12 protein-coding genes and 1 tRNA gene are annotated in these 15,418 nt (G+C 61.9%); 6 read left to right on the top strand and 7 right to left on the bottom strand.

Going from position 1 to position 15,418, the window contains the following annotated elements; all coding sequences use genetic code 11:
• Nucleotide 1: 1 nt before the first annotated feature.
• Both L4923_RS05270 and L4923_RS05265 read right to left on the bottom strand, forming a co-directional pair.
• Complete coding sequence (locus L4923_RS05270; RefSeq protein ID WP_239362593.1) at nucleotides 2-1,105, bottom strand: CobW family GTP-binding protein; 1,104 nt, start codon at nucleotides 1,103-1,105, stop codon at nucleotides 2-4.
• 19 nt (nucleotides 1,106-1,124) lie between these two features.
• Nucleotides 1,125-2,306 carry a D-alanyl-D-alanine carboxypeptidase family protein gene (locus L4923_RS05265; protein WP_239362591.1) on the bottom strand — a complete coding sequence of 394 codons (1,182 nt, stop codon included), beginning with the start codon at nucleotides 2,304-2,306 and terminating at the stop codon, nucleotides 1,125-1,127.
• A 206-nt stretch (nucleotides 2,307-2,512) separates the two neighbouring features.
• Here L4923_RS05265 and L4923_RS05260 point away from each other — a divergent pair, with 206 nt between their 5' ends.
• Complete coding sequence (locus L4923_RS05260; RefSeq protein WP_239362590.1) at nucleotides 2,513-3,676, top strand: M20 aminoacylase family protein; 1,164 nt, start codon at nucleotides 2,513-2,515, stop codon at nucleotides 3,674-3,676.
• A gap of 190 nt (nucleotides 3,677-3,866) precedes the next feature.
• Nucleotides 3,867-3,943, top strand: a tRNA-Arg gene (locus L4923_RS05255).
• A gap of 43 nt (nucleotides 3,944-3,986) precedes the next feature.
• On the opposite strand, the gene cydX is transcribed toward L4923_RS05255, so the two are convergent.
• The 3 genes from cydX to L4923_RS05240 are packed head-to-tail and all read right to left on the bottom strand — an operon-like array spanning nucleotide 3,987 to nucleotide 6,864.
• A complete protein-coding gene (gene cydX / locus L4923_RS05250) occupies nucleotides 3,987-4,118 on the bottom strand; it encodes a cytochrome bd-I oxidase subunit CydX (RefSeq protein WP_239362589.1) in 132 nt (43 codons plus the stop codon).
• 10 nt (nucleotides 4,119-4,128) lie between these two features.
• Complete coding sequence (gene cydB, locus L4923_RS05245; RefSeq protein ID WP_239362588.1) at nucleotides 4,129-5,280, bottom strand: cytochrome d ubiquinol oxidase subunit II; 1,152 nt, start codon at nucleotides 5,278-5,280, stop codon at nucleotides 4,129-4,131.
• A 24-nt stretch (nucleotides 5,281-5,304) separates the two neighbouring features.
• A complete protein-coding gene (locus L4923_RS05240) occupies nucleotides 5,305-6,864 on the bottom strand; it encodes a cytochrome ubiquinol oxidase subunit I (protein WP_239362587.1) in 1,560 nt (519 codons plus the stop codon).
• 126 nt (nucleotides 6,865-6,990) lie between these two features.
• On the opposite strand from L4923_RS05240, the gene L4923_RS05235 reads away from it, so the two are divergent.
• Together L4923_RS05235 and L4923_RS05230 are read left to right on the top strand one after the other, a co-directional pair.
• Nucleotides 6,991-8,598 carry an ATP-binding cassette domain-containing protein gene (locus L4923_RS05235; protein ID WP_239362586.1) on the top strand — a complete coding sequence of 536 codons (1,608 nt, stop codon included), beginning with the start codon at nucleotides 6,991-6,993 and terminating at the stop codon, nucleotides 8,596-8,598.
• Nucleotides 8,595-10,238, top strand: a complete 1,644-nt coding sequence (locus L4923_RS05230) for an ATP-binding cassette domain-containing protein (protein ID WP_239362585.1) — start codon at nucleotides 8,595-8,597, stop codon at nucleotides 10,236-10,238. The genes L4923_RS05235 and L4923_RS05230 overlap by 4 nt, the downstream gene beginning before the upstream one ends.
• Here L4923_RS05230 and L4923_RS05225 read toward each other — a convergent pair.
• A complete protein-coding gene (locus L4923_RS05225) occupies nucleotides 10,231-11,130 on the bottom strand; it encodes a LysR family transcriptional regulator (RefSeq protein WP_239362584.1) in 900 nt (299 codons plus the stop codon). The two genes, L4923_RS05230 and L4923_RS05225, sit on opposite strands and share 8 nt — an antisense overlap.
• A gap of 138 nt (nucleotides 11,131-11,268) precedes the next feature.
• Here L4923_RS05225 and L4923_RS05220 point away from each other — a divergent pair, with 138 nt between their 5' ends.
• Both L4923_RS05220 and L4923_RS05215 read left to right on the top strand, forming a co-directional pair.
• On the top strand, nucleotides 11,269-12,042 hold the full coding sequence (locus tag L4923_RS05220; RefSeq protein WP_239362583.1) for an SDR family oxidoreductase: 774 nt from the start codon (nucleotides 11,269-11,271) through the stop codon (nucleotides 12,040-12,042).
• Between the two features lie 115 nt (nucleotides 12,043-12,157).
• Nucleotides 12,158-13,327 carry a low temperature requirement protein A gene (locus tag L4923_RS05215; RefSeq protein WP_239362581.1) on the top strand — a complete coding sequence of 390 codons (1,170 nt, stop codon included), beginning with the start codon at nucleotides 12,158-12,160 and terminating at the stop codon, nucleotides 13,325-13,327.
• 11 nt (nucleotides 13,328-13,338) lie between these two features.
• Here L4923_RS05215 and L4923_RS05210 read toward each other — a convergent pair whose 3' ends face one another.
• The gene (locus L4923_RS05210) at nucleotides 13,339-15,213 is read right to left on the bottom strand and encodes a GGDEF domain-containing protein (protein ID WP_239362580.1); all 1,875 of its coding nucleotides are present in this window, start codon (nucleotides 15,211-15,213) and stop codon (nucleotides 13,339-13,341) included.
• Nucleotides 15,214-15,418 lie beyond the last annotated feature (205 nt).

The following is a 15,418-nucleotide window of genomic DNA, read 5'->3' as shown; positions in this document are numbered from 1 at the left end:
GTCAGCGGCCGGCAATCGCCAGCGGATTGTTCGTCAGGGCATCACGGTCAGGTGTGTCGATGGCTGGACGATCGGTCAGTGCCGAAAACAGACGTCGCACATAATCTTCCGGCATGTCGAGCGTGATCAGCACCAGCCGGGTGCCACGCTGGCCATCCGGCCAGGCGGGCAGCCGCACCGGCGGATGCAGAAGTTTCTGCACGCCATGCACGACAAGGGGACGCGCCGGATCTTCCTTCAGCTCGATCACGCCCTTCATGCGCAGGAGCTGCTCGCCGTGCGTGGAGCGCAGCAGGTCGAAGAACATGTCGATCGCAGCGAATGCCACCGGTCCGTCATGCACCAGCGAAAAAGTCTTCACCCGCGAGTCATGGCGGTGACCGTGGTGGTGATGATCATGGTGATGGTGATCATGATCGCCATGGTCATGATGCTCTTCTGCTGCTTCACCTAGCCAGCGCGCCACGTCGGCGCCTTTGGTGGCCGGATTGTAGAGGCCGCAATCGAGCAAAGCCGCTGCGTTGGCCTGCTGGACATCGAGAAGCCGGGCGCCGGGATTGATCTCCTTCAGGCGCGCCGCCAGCGCCGTGACCTGAGCGGCATCGACTAGATCGGATTTGGTCAGCACCAGCCGGTCAGCCATCGCCGCCTGCTTCAGCGCCTCTTCGTGAGCATCGAGCGTGGCGTCACCATTAACCGCGTCGACCAGCGCGACGACGCCGTCGAGACGGAAGGCCTGCACCAGCGCCGGATGCGCCATGATCGATTGCAGCACCGGTGCTGGATCGGCCAGGCCCGTCGTTTCGATGACCACGCGGGCCAGTTTCTCGATGCGCCCGGTCTGCAGCCGGTCGACGAGGTCGGCAAGCGTGTCGACCAGTTCGCCACGCACCGTGCAGCACAGGCAACCGTCGGAAAGCTGGATGATGCCGTCCGAGGCCTGCTCGACGAGAAGATGGTCGATCGCTACCTCGCCATATTCGTTGATGATGACGGCAGTGTCGGTGAGCGCGGGATCCTTGAGCAGTCGGTTGAGCAGCGTCGTCTTACCGGCGCCCAGGAATCCGGTAACCACCGTGACGGGAATGGGGAAACTCGCGCCCATTATTACACCTGCCTTGCCGTCAGTTGGCAACCTTGACCGGCTGGTCGCCCTGCATGCCGGCCGCAACCGGCGCCACGGCCACCGGCAACGGACGATCCGGCCGCCAGGCTGGAACCGGAACGTTCGCGGCCTTGCCGCTTTCGGGAGCAGTATCGGCGACTTCGATGCGACCGATCATTGCCCTCGGAACCGGTCCGGTCGCACCGCCGAGGCTGACGGCGACCAGCTTCGGATTGATGAGCTTTTCACGCCATGGCGATTTCGGCGCCTTGGCATCCGGAGCCGGCGCCGCTTCGGACTGGGCTTCTTTCGGCTGCTTCTTGCAGACTTCTTCCTGCATGTCGTTGACCGCCAGGGTGTCGCCATAGGGCTGCAATCCAGCAAGGTTGACGGAGGCCGTCATCGAGGTGCCGAAACCCTGATCGAGCAGTTTCGCGGCCGCATCGGCGCGTGCGATCGCCGACTTTTCGCCCAGCACCACGGCGGCAAGCGTGCGGCCGTTTCGTGTCGCCGTGCCCACCATGTTGTAGCCCGACGGGCAGACGAAACCGGTCTTCATGCCGGTGGCGCCGGGATAGCGGCCGACCAGCAGATTGTAGTTGGGGATCTTTTTCTTGCCGATCGACAGGCCTTCGATCGAGAACCAGGGTTGATATTGCGGGAAGTCGCGGCGCAGCGCCGTCACCAGCAACGCGATGTCGCGCGCGGTCGTGTACTGGTCGGGGGAGAACAGGCCGTTGGGGTTGACGAAATGTGTGCCGCTCATGCCGAGCTGGGCTGCCGTGGCGTTCATGCGTGCGGCAAAGTCTTCCTGCGAACCACCGATATTCTCGCCGATCGCCATGGCGACGTCGTTGGCCGACTTGGTGATCATGATCTTGACCGCCGTGTCGAGCCTCAGCACCGAACCCGGCTTGAAACCCATCTTCGACGGGGGCTGGCTACTGGCCAGCTTGGTCATGCGGATCGGCGAATTGAGTGCGACCTCGCCGTCGGCGATGGCCTTGAAGGCGACATAGGCGGTCATCAGCTTGGTCAAGGAAGCCGGATACCAGCGCTTGAAGGCGTCCTGATGCTCAAGCACGCGTCCGTTGTCGAGATCGAACAGCACGGTCGGGTTGGCCTGGGCCTGCTGCACCGCGAGAGCCGAGGCAAACACCGCGCCCGCTGCCAGAATCTTAAGCAAATGCCTTGGCCTCATCATACGTTCCGAATCGCTCTTGCCGTCATCGCCCTGGTCTCCGTAAGATTTGACCACGGATCGTCAGGTTTCGTCATTCGGCCGTCTCCCGGCCGCAATGCCGCGCTGCTATCTAGCCTATGTGACATCACCAAGGCAAAGCATAGCGCGATCACAATTCTGTCCACGCCGGGTTAACAACCGGGCCAATAGCGAGTTTGAGACCTATGCCCATTCTGAACCGCGCCGCCGAACTGCAGGAAGAGGTCGCCGGTTGGCGTCGCCACATCCACCAGAATCCGGAACTCAATTTCGATGTGTTCGAGACGGCGGCTTTCGTCACCGAGAAGCTGAAAGCATTCGGATGCGACGAGGTGGTGACAGGAATCGGCAAGACCGGCGTGGTCGGTATCATCCGCGGAAGCAAGGGCAATGGCTCCACCGTTGGCCTGCGTGCCGACATGGACGCGCTGCCGATCACCGAGATCACCGGCAAGCCCTACGCCTCGCAGACACCGGGCAAGATGCACGCCTGCGGCCATGACGGCCACACCGCCATGCTCCTGGGGGCAGCCAAATATCTCGCCGAGACACGCAATTTTGCGGGCTCGGTCGCCGTCATCTTCCAGCCCGCCGAGGAAGGCGGCGGTGGCGGCAACGAAATGGTCAAGGACGGCATGATGGACCGTTTTGGCATCCACAAGGTGTTCGGCATGCACAACATGCCCGGCCTGCCGGTCGGCCAGTTCGCCATCCGGCCAGGCCCGATCATGGCGGCAACCGCCGAGTTCACCATCACCGTAAAAGGCCGCGGCGGCCACGCGGCGATGCCGCACGGCACGATCGACCCGATCGTCATCGCCAGCCAGCTGGTCGGCGCCCTGCAGACGATCGCTTCGCGCAACACCGATCCGGTCGAATCGGTCGTCGTGTCGGTCACCAAGTTCCACGCCGGCGATGCCTATAACGTTATCCCGGAAACCGCCGAGATCGCCGGCACGGTGCGCTCGCTGAAGAAGGAAGTGGCCAGGAAGGCTGAGGAACGGATCCGGCAACTCTGCGCCGGCCTTGCCGCCGCCCACGACACGACGATCGAGGTCGATTACGACGCCAACTATCCTGTCACCTTCAACCACCCCGAAGAGACCGTCTTTTCCGGAGATATCGCAGCCGAAGTGGCCGGCGATGCGCAAGTGCAGCGCACGATCCAGCCCGTGATGGGTGGCGAGGACTTCTCCTACATGCTCGAGGCCCGCCCCGGCGCCTTCATCTTCATCGGCAACGGCGACACCGCCGGTCTGCACCACCCCGCCTACGACTTCAACGACGAGGTCATCCCGCATGGCGTCAGCTACTGGGTGAAACTCGCCGAGAAGGCGCTGGCAGCCTGATCGCATGGCATTCGCGCCTCTTCCCTGGCAAAGCGGGGAGAGGCCGACCCCAGCGGAACGACCGAGAGTACATCGATCGGCGGCGGTTGCCGCATCGCGACCGGACGCGCATCCAGCGGCGCCAGGCTTTCAATTTGGCCCGTCGGCACTTGGCGAAGCGGCGTGAAACGGCTATGTGTTCGCCCCGCGTGGTCCCGTAGCTCAGTAGGATAGAGCGGCAGATTCCTAATCTGTAGGTCACAGGTTCGATTCCTGTCGGGATCACCACGCTTTCAGTACCTTCCAACCCAAATCGCAGCAGTTGCCCCAACTAAGGCGTCGGCTGCTTTGGCATCACGTCCTGTGGCTGGTCACGCAGGACGCGCAGTTCATACCAAAGGGCGTTGAGAATGCCGACGGTGGCGGCAAGGCCAAGACCGAGTATCCAGGCGAAGTACCACATGGGCCGCTCCTCAATAAGCGTGGTCCGCGTCGTGCACGTCCTTCTCGCTCACCTTGCCCCAGAGTACCCGGTAAACCCAGGCGGTGTAGAGCAGGATGAGCGGCAGGAAGATCACGGTTGCGAACAGCATGTTGCGCAGTGTTGCGCGGCTGGACGAGGCATCGAACACCGTCAGCGAATGGCTGGGATTTGTGCTCGACGGCAGGATGACCGGGAACATCGCCAATCCAACCGTGGCGATGATGCAGACGATTGAAAGCTGCGAAGCGAAAAAGGTCAGACCGGCCTTGCGTGCCCGGAAACCCGCAGCGGCCACCAACGGCAGCAGCACGCCGCATAGCGGCACCAGCCACAGCAGCGGCATGTTCTGGAAGTTGTGCAGCCACGCACCGGCATTTGCGGCGGCGATCTTGCGGAGCGGATTGGATGGTCCGTCCCATACGATCGGGCCTGTCACTTCATAGCCGCCGAACCAGCCCAGGAAGATGAAAACGCCGCCCAGCGCGAACAGGATCGCGGCGAGCAGCGCTGCCTTGGGGCCGATCGCCGCGGCACGCTCGCCCACCACACCATCGGCCTTGAAGGCGAGCCACGCGGCGCCATGCATGACAAGCATCGCCAGCGACACCAGCCCGCAGAAAATCGCCAGCGGGTTGAGCAGGCCGAACAAGTTGCCTTCATAGATGGGGCGCAGATCATCCGTGAAATGGAAGGGCACCCCCTGCAGCACATTGCCGACCGCCACGCCGAAGATCAGCGCCGGCACCGCGCCGCCGATGAACAGTGCCCAGTCCCAATTGTTGCGCCAACGCCGGCTGTCGCGCTTGGACCGATATTTGAACCCGACGGGCCGCAGGATCAGCGCGAACAGCACGAGAAACATCGCCAGGTAGAGGCCGGAGAAGCTCAGCGCATAAAGCGCTGGCCAGGCAGCGAAGATCGCGCCGCCGCCGAGGATGAACCACACCTGATTGCCTTCCCAGACCGGACCGACGGTGTTGATGGCGACGCGGCGCTCGATGTCGGTCTTGGCGACGAAAGGCAGCAGCGTGCCCACCCCCATGTCGAAACCATCGGTCACGGCAAAGCCGATCAGCAGGACACCCAACAGGATCCACCAGATCATTCGAAGCGTGGTGTAGTCGAAAAGAAACTCGATCATGTCCGTGTTCCTTGATCCAGGTGCCTATTGCGCGGGAACAAGTATGGCGCTGCGCGACGTCTCGGTGTGTTCGGTTGCCGGCCCCTTGGCGATGGCGGCCAGCATGAGCCGGACTTCGATAACGGCAAGCGTGCCATAGGCGAGCGTGAAGCCGAGTATGGTGATGATGAGATCGCTGACGCTGAGGTGAGAGGTTGCCAGGAACGTCGGCAGCACCCCTTCGATCACCCAGGGCTGGCGGCCGAATTCAGCCACGAACCAGCCGACCTCGACCGCAATCCACGGCAGTGGCATGGCAAACAGCGCCATGCGGAACAGCCAGCGCGGTGCCGGAGCCTCGCGCATCGTGTACCAGAGGGACGTCAGGAACACGGCAAGCAGCAGGAAACCGCACGCCACCATGATGCGGAAGGTGAAGAAGATCGCGGGAACCGTAGGCACCGTATCCCACGCCGCCTGCTTTATCTGCTCCTCCGTCGCCTGGCGTGGATCGGCGACATAGCGCTTCAGAAGCAACGCATAGCCGAGATCGGCGCTGGTTGCGTCGAAGCGTGCGCGCGCGGCGGCGTTGCTACGATCGGCCTTCAGCTGTTCAAGCGCATCATAGGCGGGAATCCCGTCGCGGATGCGCTTTTCAGCCCGCTCTACCAGTTCGAATATGCCGGGAATCTGCTTGTCGATCGAACGTGTGCCGATCAGCCCCATCACCCAAGGGATCCGGATCGCGAAATGCGTGGTCTTGTCCTGCATGTCGGGGATGCCGATGGCCGTGAAGGACGCCGGCGCCGGCTCGGTCTCCCACATGGCCTCCATGGCGGCCAGCTTCATTTTCTGGTTGTCGGTGATCTCGTATCCGCTCTCGTCGCCGAGCACGATCACGGAAAGAGCCGAGGCCGTGCCGAAAGCGGCCGCAATCACGAAAGAACGCTTGGCCAGTTGGATATGCCGGCCGCGCAACATGTAGAAGGCCGAGATGCCAAGCACGAAGGTGGCACCGCAGACGTAGCCCGCCGAAACCGTATGAACGAATTTCGCCTGTGCGACGGGATTGAACAGCACCGCGATGAAGTCGGTGACTTCCATGCGCATCGTGTCGGGGTTGAAGGCGGCTCCGACCGGGTTCTGCATCCAGCCATTGGCAATCAGGATCCACAGCGCGGAGAAGTTGGTGCCGAGTGCGACAAGCCAGGTGACGGCAAGATGCGCGCGGGGAGAAAGCTTGTCCCAGCCGAAGAAGAACAGCCCAACGAATGTGGCCTCCAGGAAGAAAGCCATCAGGCCTTCGATGGCGAGTGGCGCGCCGAACACGTCGCCGACATAGTGCGAATAGAAAGCCCAGTTCATTCCGAACTGGAACTCCATCGTGATGCCTGTCGCGACACCAAGTGCGAAGTTGATGCCGAACAGCACCCCCCAGAACTTTGTCATGTCGCGCCAGATGGTACGCTCGGTCATGACATAGACCGTTTCCATCATCGCAATCATGATGGAGAGACCCAGGGTCAGCGGCACGAATAGGAAGTGATACATCGCGGTCAGTGCGAATTGCAGGCGCGACAATTCGACGAGTAGCGGATCGGTCATCAGGCGTCCCCTATAAGCGTCACGACGCTCACTATAAGACGAGCATAAAATGCTGATTACAATAGCTTGCCTTGTGCCTCTTCGACGCAAGCCCGGATGAGCAAGAGGTAGATTGCAGCAAGGCAAATGAGCCCAGCCTCGAAACGCATATTTCCCGATAGCCCGCTGGCGTCCGATACGCTCGTGCGGGCACGTTCGCTGGCAGTCGGCGGGCTCCGGATTACGCTTTTGCTGCAGATATCGCGCACGGCGTTGCGCCTGGTTTTCGCTGGCACGCTGGCAATCTTTGCCGGCGTCATGATTGAAACCGGAAACGTCTCGGAAATGGCAGTCGTCATCGGCCTTGCAGCGCTGCTTCTCGCCGCACTGGGCGGTTTTCTTGCCGATCGGCAGCAGGCGGTGACGGAATTTTCCGTGGCTGAGGGCCTGCGCGAAAGCGCCCGCGAAACGCTCGCCGCGATGCCGGCCCAGACCGTACAGGCGCTGCCCGCTGGTGCTTTGATTGCAGGTCTCCAGCGCTACCCGGAAGCGCTGGCAGCCCTTGTCGTCGGCCATCGCGCAGCGGCCCTCATGCTGGGCATCGTTCCGGTTCTGGTGGTGTGCGCAATCGTCGCGGTGTCTTGGCAGGCGGCGGTGGCGCTGCTTTTTGCCACACCAGTGATGGTCGGCTTCTTCGTGCTGCTCGGCAGAACGATCCATGCCCGGGCAGAAAAACAGGAGCGCGCCTTCGGGCAACTCGCAACGCAATTCGACGACCGCATCCGCACATTGCCGACCATTCTCTCCGCGCATGGCGTGGATAGCGAACGCAAAAAGCTGGAAGCCAGGATGGCGGCTTACGCGGACAGCACCATGAGCATGATGAAGGTGGCTTTCCTCAATGCCGGCGTCATCGATTTCTTCTCGTCGCTTTCGATCGCGATCCTAGCCGTTTTCCTCGGCCTGGGACATTTGAAGCTGGCCGAGATCCCCGGTTTCTCGGGCATGCAGCTGTGGCAAAGCCTGTTCATCCTCATGCTGGCACCGGAATTCTTCGCGCCCTTCCGCCGCTATGCGGAGCAGTATCATGCCAAGGCGGAAGGCAATGCGGCAGCCCTGGCGATGGATGGCTTCCTGACAGAGCCGACCGCCTTGGAACAGGCGATGCCTCTTGGCTTGCACCGAACCGATCGCAACTTGTGCCTGCCGCCAAAGGGAATCGTGGCGATCGTCGGCGAAAGCGGATCTGGAAAATCGACATTGTTGCGCCGGCTAGCGGGGATTGAGGCTCCGGCCAAAGAAACCCGACAACCGCCGTCTGTGACTGGTGTCGACTGGATATCAACCGACATCCCGGTCCCCGCCGGCACGCTGGCGGATGCACTCTCCTGGAATCGGGTTTGCGACCCGATGGAGTTGCCGTCTGCGGCAGAACGCGTCGCGCTGCTGGACGATACGTTGCTGCCGGGCGGGTTGGACGCACCGATAAGGGCTGGAGGCGAGAACCTGTCCGGCGGGCAGCGCCTCCGGATTGGCGTCGCGCGCGCTCTATTATCCGATCGCCCGATTTTTGCCGACGAACCAACTGCAAAGCTCGACCCCGCCAACGCTGCGCGCGTCAGGACAGTCCTCGCAGATTGTGCCCGCGAGAGGCTGGTGGTCGTGGCGACTCATGACCCGGAACTGGAGGCGCTGGCAACGCTGGTTTTCGATCTCGATCGGCAACGGCCTAGCCTAGCGGAGGTCGCGGTATGAGCCCTCTCATTCCAACTGAAGCCGGGAGCGAAAGTCTAGGTCCGCGCAGTTCAACCCCCTGGTGGCGTCTGTCCGCGGTGCTTGCCTTGGCGGCGTTGTTCGCGGGAGTCCTGCTGACCGGTGTTTCGGCGTGGTTTCTCGGCGCCGTTGCATTGGCCGGCGCGGGCGGCGCTGCCTACACTTTCAATTTTCACATTCCCGCAGCTCTGATCCGGTTGTTCGCCATGGCTCGCACGGCGGCCAAATATGGCGAACGCCTTGTCGGCCACAAGGCGGCCCTGCTCGATCAGGTGTCGCGCCGTTCGATGCTGTTCTCGGCGATGGCGGCCGCGCCAAAGGTACGCAGCGCAGGTTGGCAACTTGGCGACCAGGACAGGCTCGCGGATTTTGTCGACGACGTCGAGAACTTGGACTTCGCCAAGCTCAGGGTGCAATTGCCGCTGCTGGCATCAGCCTGCGGTCTTGCCTTCGCCGTCGTCGCCACGGTTTTTATCGCCCCTATGGCCTTGGTCGTTATCTTGCCCATCTTGTTGGCCGTAGCCGTCTGCGCGCTTCGGATTCTGCCAGCCCTGACGTCGAACTGGCATTGCGTGCGGCTGCGGAAGCGGGCTGCAGGCCGGCGGCTTGGCGCGGGACTGGCTGCGGTTGTTCCGCTTCAGGCAGAACGGGCCTGGTCGGAAGCGTTGACCACATCCTTCGTCACTCTTTCGCGCGCCGACGCACGGCTTCTCCGGTCTCGGCACAAGATGGCCGCTGCAGATACTCTTATCGGCCTGCTCGGCCCCATTTGCGGCTCGGTTGTCTTGGGTATCGCATGGCTGGACGGTCAACGCGGGGAAGCGCTGCTGCCTGCGGCCTTTGTCGCCTTCGCGTGGCTGGCCCTGGGGGAAGCCGTGCAAGGCATCTCGCGCATCCTTCTCGCCCGGATCAAAGAAGGTGCCGCGTCGAAACAGTTGCGAGCCTGGGTCCCACGCATCCTGGCCGACACGGCGACAACGCGCCGTGGAGCTCGCTTGCGCAGATTGGACATCATCGCTTTGCCGCGTTGCACACCGGACGGCAGGCCGCTCTGCGCCACGATGGATTTCGCCTTGGAAGCTGGGCGGCCGACAGTGCTTTCCGGGCCAAGCGGCAGCGGCAAGACATCCTTGTTGAAGCAGATCGCCGGGTGGCTGGAGGCCGACGGGATTGGGAAGTTCGTCGGTGACAGCGTTCAACTAACGCCATCCTCGCGCATGGAGCTCGCTTTTCTTGGTCTGCACGATGCGGCAGTGCTTTCGGATTCGGCACGCGAGAATTTGTTCGCGCCCGGCGCAACCGAGGCCGAATGCTGGGCGGCGCTGGATATGGTCGAACTGCGTGAACGCATCCAGCTTGCGGGCGGTCTGGAAGGGTGGATCACCCAGGATGCGCTTTCATTGGGCGAGGCGCATCGGCTCAACCTCGCTCGCGCCGTGCTGAGCCGGTGTCCCATCGTGCTGCTCGATGAGCCCGGAGAACATCTGGACAAGGAACAGGCTCACCGCATCGTCCAGCGCCTGATCGCCCACTTCCAGGATCGCATCGTGCTTATCTCCAGCCACAAGGCATTTGCTGCGGGAGAAAAGACACGCGAATTCAAGCTCGACAGGCTCACCTGACAGCTTCACGCAACAGAGCCTCCAGCCAATCGGCAAAGACATGCAGGCGGTGGGACAGATGCTGTCTGGTCGGGTAGAGGATTGTCATGGTCATCGGCTCCGCCCGAAAGTCTGGCAACACCTCGACAAGCGTGCCGGCTTCAAGATGAGGGCGGACATCGTAGGCCGGGATCTGGATCAGTCCCAGCCCTGCTAGGCAACTGGCGATATAGGCCTCGGCGCTGTTGGCGGTAATCCGGCTGCGCATCGTTCGTGTCCGCAAAATGCCGTTTTCCAGCCATTCCCAATCTTCGACACGGCCAGTCGAAGGTGACGCGTAGTTGACCGCCCAATGTATCTCGAGTTCATCCGGCGTCAGGGGCGTGCCATGGCGTTCGAGGTAGAGAGGGCTCGCGACATTGACGAGCGGCAATTGCCCGATCGAGCGAGCGATGAGGCCGGAATCTGAGAGCGGGCCGACCCGCAGGACACAATCGACGCTGTCTTCGATCAGGTTGACGGCGCGATCGGTGACGCCCAACTCGACGGTGATCTCGGGATATTTCTCCAGGAAATCCGGAAGGGCGGGAATGATGATGAGACGCCCGATACGCCCCGGCACGTCGATCTTGAGCCTGCCCGATGGTTTCGATGCGGTATGCCGAAACAGGCCTTCGGTTTCCTCGACATCGGCAATCAGGCCCAAGCAACGCTCGTAGAAGGCAGTGCCGTCCTGCGTCACCGACACCTGTCTGGTGGTACGATGCAGCAGGCGCGCGCCGACACGGTCTTCCAGCTCGATGACTGCCGCCGACACCGAAGAGCGCGGCAGGCCAAGCGTCGCCGCCGCACGCGTGAAACTGGAACATTCGACGACGCGCGTGAAAATGCGGAACAGATCTATACGGTCCACCTGCGCCTCGCAATTGGTAGGCAATTCTGACAAGTGATGTCAGTTTCGTCTACTTTATCGTGAATTTCCAGACGATAAGTTTTGCCAAATCGGTGCCGTGCGGCATCGCAAGAGGCCAAGAGGCAAAGGAGGCCACCCATGACCGATCACAGCATCAAGGGCAAAACCGTTCTCATCGCAGGCGGAGCGAAGAATTTGGGCGGATTGATCGCACGCGATCTTGCCGCACATGGCGCCAAGGCAATTGCAATCCATTACAACAGCGCGGCCACCAAGACGGATGCCGATGCCACGCTTGCCGCTGTGAAAGCGGCGGGCGCGGAGGCCTTCCCCTTCCAGGCGGATCTCACCACGGCAGGCGCTGTAGAAAAGCTGTTTGCGGACACGGTTGCAGCGATCGGTCGCCCGGACATCGCCATCAACACCGTCGGCAAGGTGCTGAAGAAGCCGATGGTGGAGATTTCGGAAGCCGAATATGACGAGATGAGCGCCGTGAACGCCAAGACAGCCTTCTTCTTCCTCAAGGAGGCGGGCAAGAACGTCAACGACAACGGCAAGATCTGCACGCTGGTGACATCGCTGCTCGGCGCCTTCACGCCATTCTATTCCAGCTATGCCGGGACCAAAGCACCGGTAGAGCATTTCACCCGTGCGGCTTCCAAGGAATTTGGCGAACGCGGCATCTCGGTGACCGCAATCGGCCCCGGTCCGATGGACACGCCCTTCTTTTATCCCGCAGAAGGCGCGGATGCCGTCGCCTATCACAAGACGGCGGCGGCATTATCCAGCTTCTCAAAGACCGGCCTGACGGACATCGAGGACATCGTGCCATGGATCCGCATGCTGGTTTCGGAGGGCTGGTGGATGACCGGCCAGACCATCCTCGTCAACGGCGGCTACACCACCAAGTAAGCTAGCGTTCCGCGCGGGCGGGATCTTCGCAAGCCTGTGAAGAACCCTGTCTGCAACGATTGCGCACAGGCTGGGTCGGTGTTCAATTTGGCGTTGTCTTTTTGAGGGGAACAGGATGACCGGACACCACCCTTTGCTGCGGCGTCGGGACGGCCACCATGCGCGGGTCACGTTCGAGGAATTGTTCTTTGATCTCGTCTATGTTTTCGCGGTCACTCAGCTCAGCCATGAACTGCTCACCAACCTGACGCCAACCGGCGCCATCGAAACCCTGATCCTTTGGTTCGCGGTCTGGCTGGGCTGGCAGTACACATGCTGGTTTACCAACTGGTTCGATCCCGAGACACCGCGCATCCGTGGAGCGCTGTTCGCGGTGATGCTGGCGGCGCTGGTGATGGCCTCGGCCATCCCCGGCGCTTTTGGCGACCGCGGGCTGGTCTTTGCGCTGGCCTATGTCGCGATACAGGTGGGCCGCACAGCTTACGTCGTCTGGGAACTGGGAGCGAACCACCCGCTCTCCGCCAACTATCGGCGCATGCTGGGCTGGCTTTTGATCGCAGCGGTGTTCTGGATCGCCGGCGCTCTTGCCGAACACTGGACCCGCGCGGCCCTTTGGGCGGTGGCGATCGCCTGCGAGTATCTGTCGCCGATGTTCGGCTTCGCGCTGCCGGGGTTGGGCCGTTCCAGAACCAGCGACTGGACGATCGAGGGCGGGCACCTGGCGGAACGCTGCCAGTTGTTCGTCATCGTGGCGCTGGGCGAGACGCTGCTGGCCACCGGCGCCACACTGGGGCGCGCCGAGGTATGGGAACCTGCGGTGCTGTCGGCGCTTCTAGCCACCTTCCTCGGCACGCTTGCGATGTGGTGGCTGTATTTCGGCACGTCGAGCAAGGATGCCACCGAGACCATCACGCACTCCGACGATCCTGGCCGGCTCGGTGCCTATTTCCACTACATCCACGCCGTGCTGATCGGTGGGATCATCGCCACAGCCGTGGGGAACGATCTGGTGCTTGCCCATCCACATGACGGGCTGAAGACTGCCTATGCTCTGACATTGTGCGGCGGGCCTGCCATCTACCTGCTCGGCAGCGCCATCTACAAGAAAGTGGTGTACGGCTCGGTCCCGGCTTCTCACATTGCCGCCATTGTCGCCTTGGCGGCACTGTTTCCGGTGGCTTTCCACGTCGATCTTCTCGCCATGGGATGGCTGACCACCATAGTCATGCTTGCGGCAAGCCTCTGGGAGACCAGATTGGCAAGCAGACGCCAGGCCGCGGGCTGAAGGTAGCCCGTCTAGGCTCGGAGGCGCTGATCACCCTCGCCTCCCATCCGGCGGGCGACAGAGATCGGAGCCATGGAGACGCGATTGCGGCCGTCCGCTTTGGCCCGGTAAAGCGCTTTATCGGCCCGTTCCACCAGATGGCGCCAACTGCTCGGTCCCCGCTGTCCGCAAGCCACGCCGAAGCTGGCGGTTACGGTGATCTGGCGGCCCTCGGAGACGGTGAACCGATGGTTCTCCAATTTAGCGCGGATGCTCTCAGCGAGACGCCCGGCCTGGTTGATATCCGAACAGGGGAACAGCAAGGCAAATTCTTCGCCACCGAAACGGGCAACGACACAATCGATCGGAGCCTCCCGCTTCAAGAGCTTGGCCGTTTCGACCAGCACCCGATCGCCTGCTAGATGGCCATGGGTGTCATTGATGCTCTTGAAATGGTCCAAGTCGATCATGATCAAGGCGAGCGCATCGTCCTTCGGCGATCCGTCGCTGCCGTTTTGGGCAATGTAATCGAGCGTGCGCCGGTTCAGCGCGCCGGTCAGGCCGTCGGTTTCTGCTTGCTGGCGCAATTCGCTGGTCAGCGAGGCACGCTCGCGCATGCGATCCTGCAAAACGTCGATTGCATCGAACAAGCGCGTCATTTCACCGGCACCACCAGAAGCAAGCCTTTCCGCCAGCGGGCGGTCTTCCGCCAGACCGATCACTTCCTCGCGCGCTTGAAGCAGAGGGCGAAAGACGTCGCGGCGCACCGAAAGGAGCACACCGATCAGCACGGCAAGCACGATCGTGGTCGCCAGAGAAACAATGGCCAGAAGCTTTAGGGCACCATCGCGCTCCGCAGCGACCCTCGACACGGTCTTATCGAGAAAGGCCGTGCGATAATCCTCGATCGACTTCATCGTCGGCACGAAGGCCCTGGTCAGTTCGACCGCAGTTATCGAGTAGCTGCTGGAATCCTTGCCCTGCTTGATGAGGGTGTCGACCATATTCATGCCAGCTCCGAAGAACAGCGTATCGATTGCGGCCTGGTTCCTGGCAAGATCGGGCATGACATTGAGCGCGGTCTGACCACGCAGCATGTCCCATATCTGATGGATGCGCCCTTGATCACGGCGCGCGTCGATGATGTTTTCCAATGGGATGCGCTGGCGCGACGCGAGTGGCGCGATCACTTCCGAGGCGATGCGGCCGCCATATTCACGCAGATCCGCCAGCATCTGGCCAACGAGCACCGGCTCCGACAGTCCGCTGTCATGGCCGATCAGCTCATTCGCACGCCATGTCGTCACGGCACGAAAACGATCCGAAACGCCGAACATTGCTTCGATTGCTGCCTGCATTGCCCGCAACTTGGCCTCGCCACCCTGAACGGTTGCTGCGTGATCGACCTTGGTCCTTGCGAGTGCCAGATTTTCGGTGACGGCCTCGATGAGATCGCGCGGAATCGGGTGGTCGTGGAGCAGGATCGGCACTTCCGGCGGCGCCGAGAGGCTGACCAGCGCGGCGTCGCTGCGCGCTCGAAATTCAGCGAGCCGCTTCAGCGCCGTTTCGCTGGGATCCGACATCGCGTCATTGGCCGGGCCACGTTCAGCGGAAATGAAGTTCGCAGTATCGAGAATCTGGCGAAAGTACTGGATGTCGTAGTGGTTCTGCCTGGCCTCGACGAAATCGTTCCAGGCTCGTGACAGGATCATGGCCGCCAGCACAGCCGCACACAGGATGGCCAGGCCAATGCTGAAGGAGAGCTTCGGGTACAGGCTTTGATCCCGCTTGCTGAGACGCGGCCACGGCGACCAAGCGCTTTCGGCGCGCTTCCGGCTCGAGCCAAAAGCCGTTGCCGCAGTTGCAGAGGTCGTCGTTTGCGCGTGCTGAGAAACAGTGCTTGTCATTGAAGAACGTCTGGGAGTGAACCTGTCTTGAGACAGTTTAGCGATGGTCGCCTGCCGTTTGGTGAAGCCGATTGGTAAACCGAAGTAAAACGGCCCCGAGCGTTTTTGAGGGCGAACACTGGTTAACACGCGAACTTTATAGAGGTTCCCCTGACGCTGTGCCAGTGTCGAGGGCCGCCCCACATTGCGGACACCAATTGGTCAC

It is taken from the genome of Terribium retamae (assembly GCF_022347545.1).
Classification (GTDB): domain Bacteria; phylum Pseudomonadota; class Alphaproteobacteria; order Rhizobiales; family Rhizobiaceae; genus Mesorhizobium; species Mesorhizobium retamae.
Note: the sequence above shows the minus strand (reverse complement) of the source record. Positions and strands in the feature narration are given on the sequence as shown.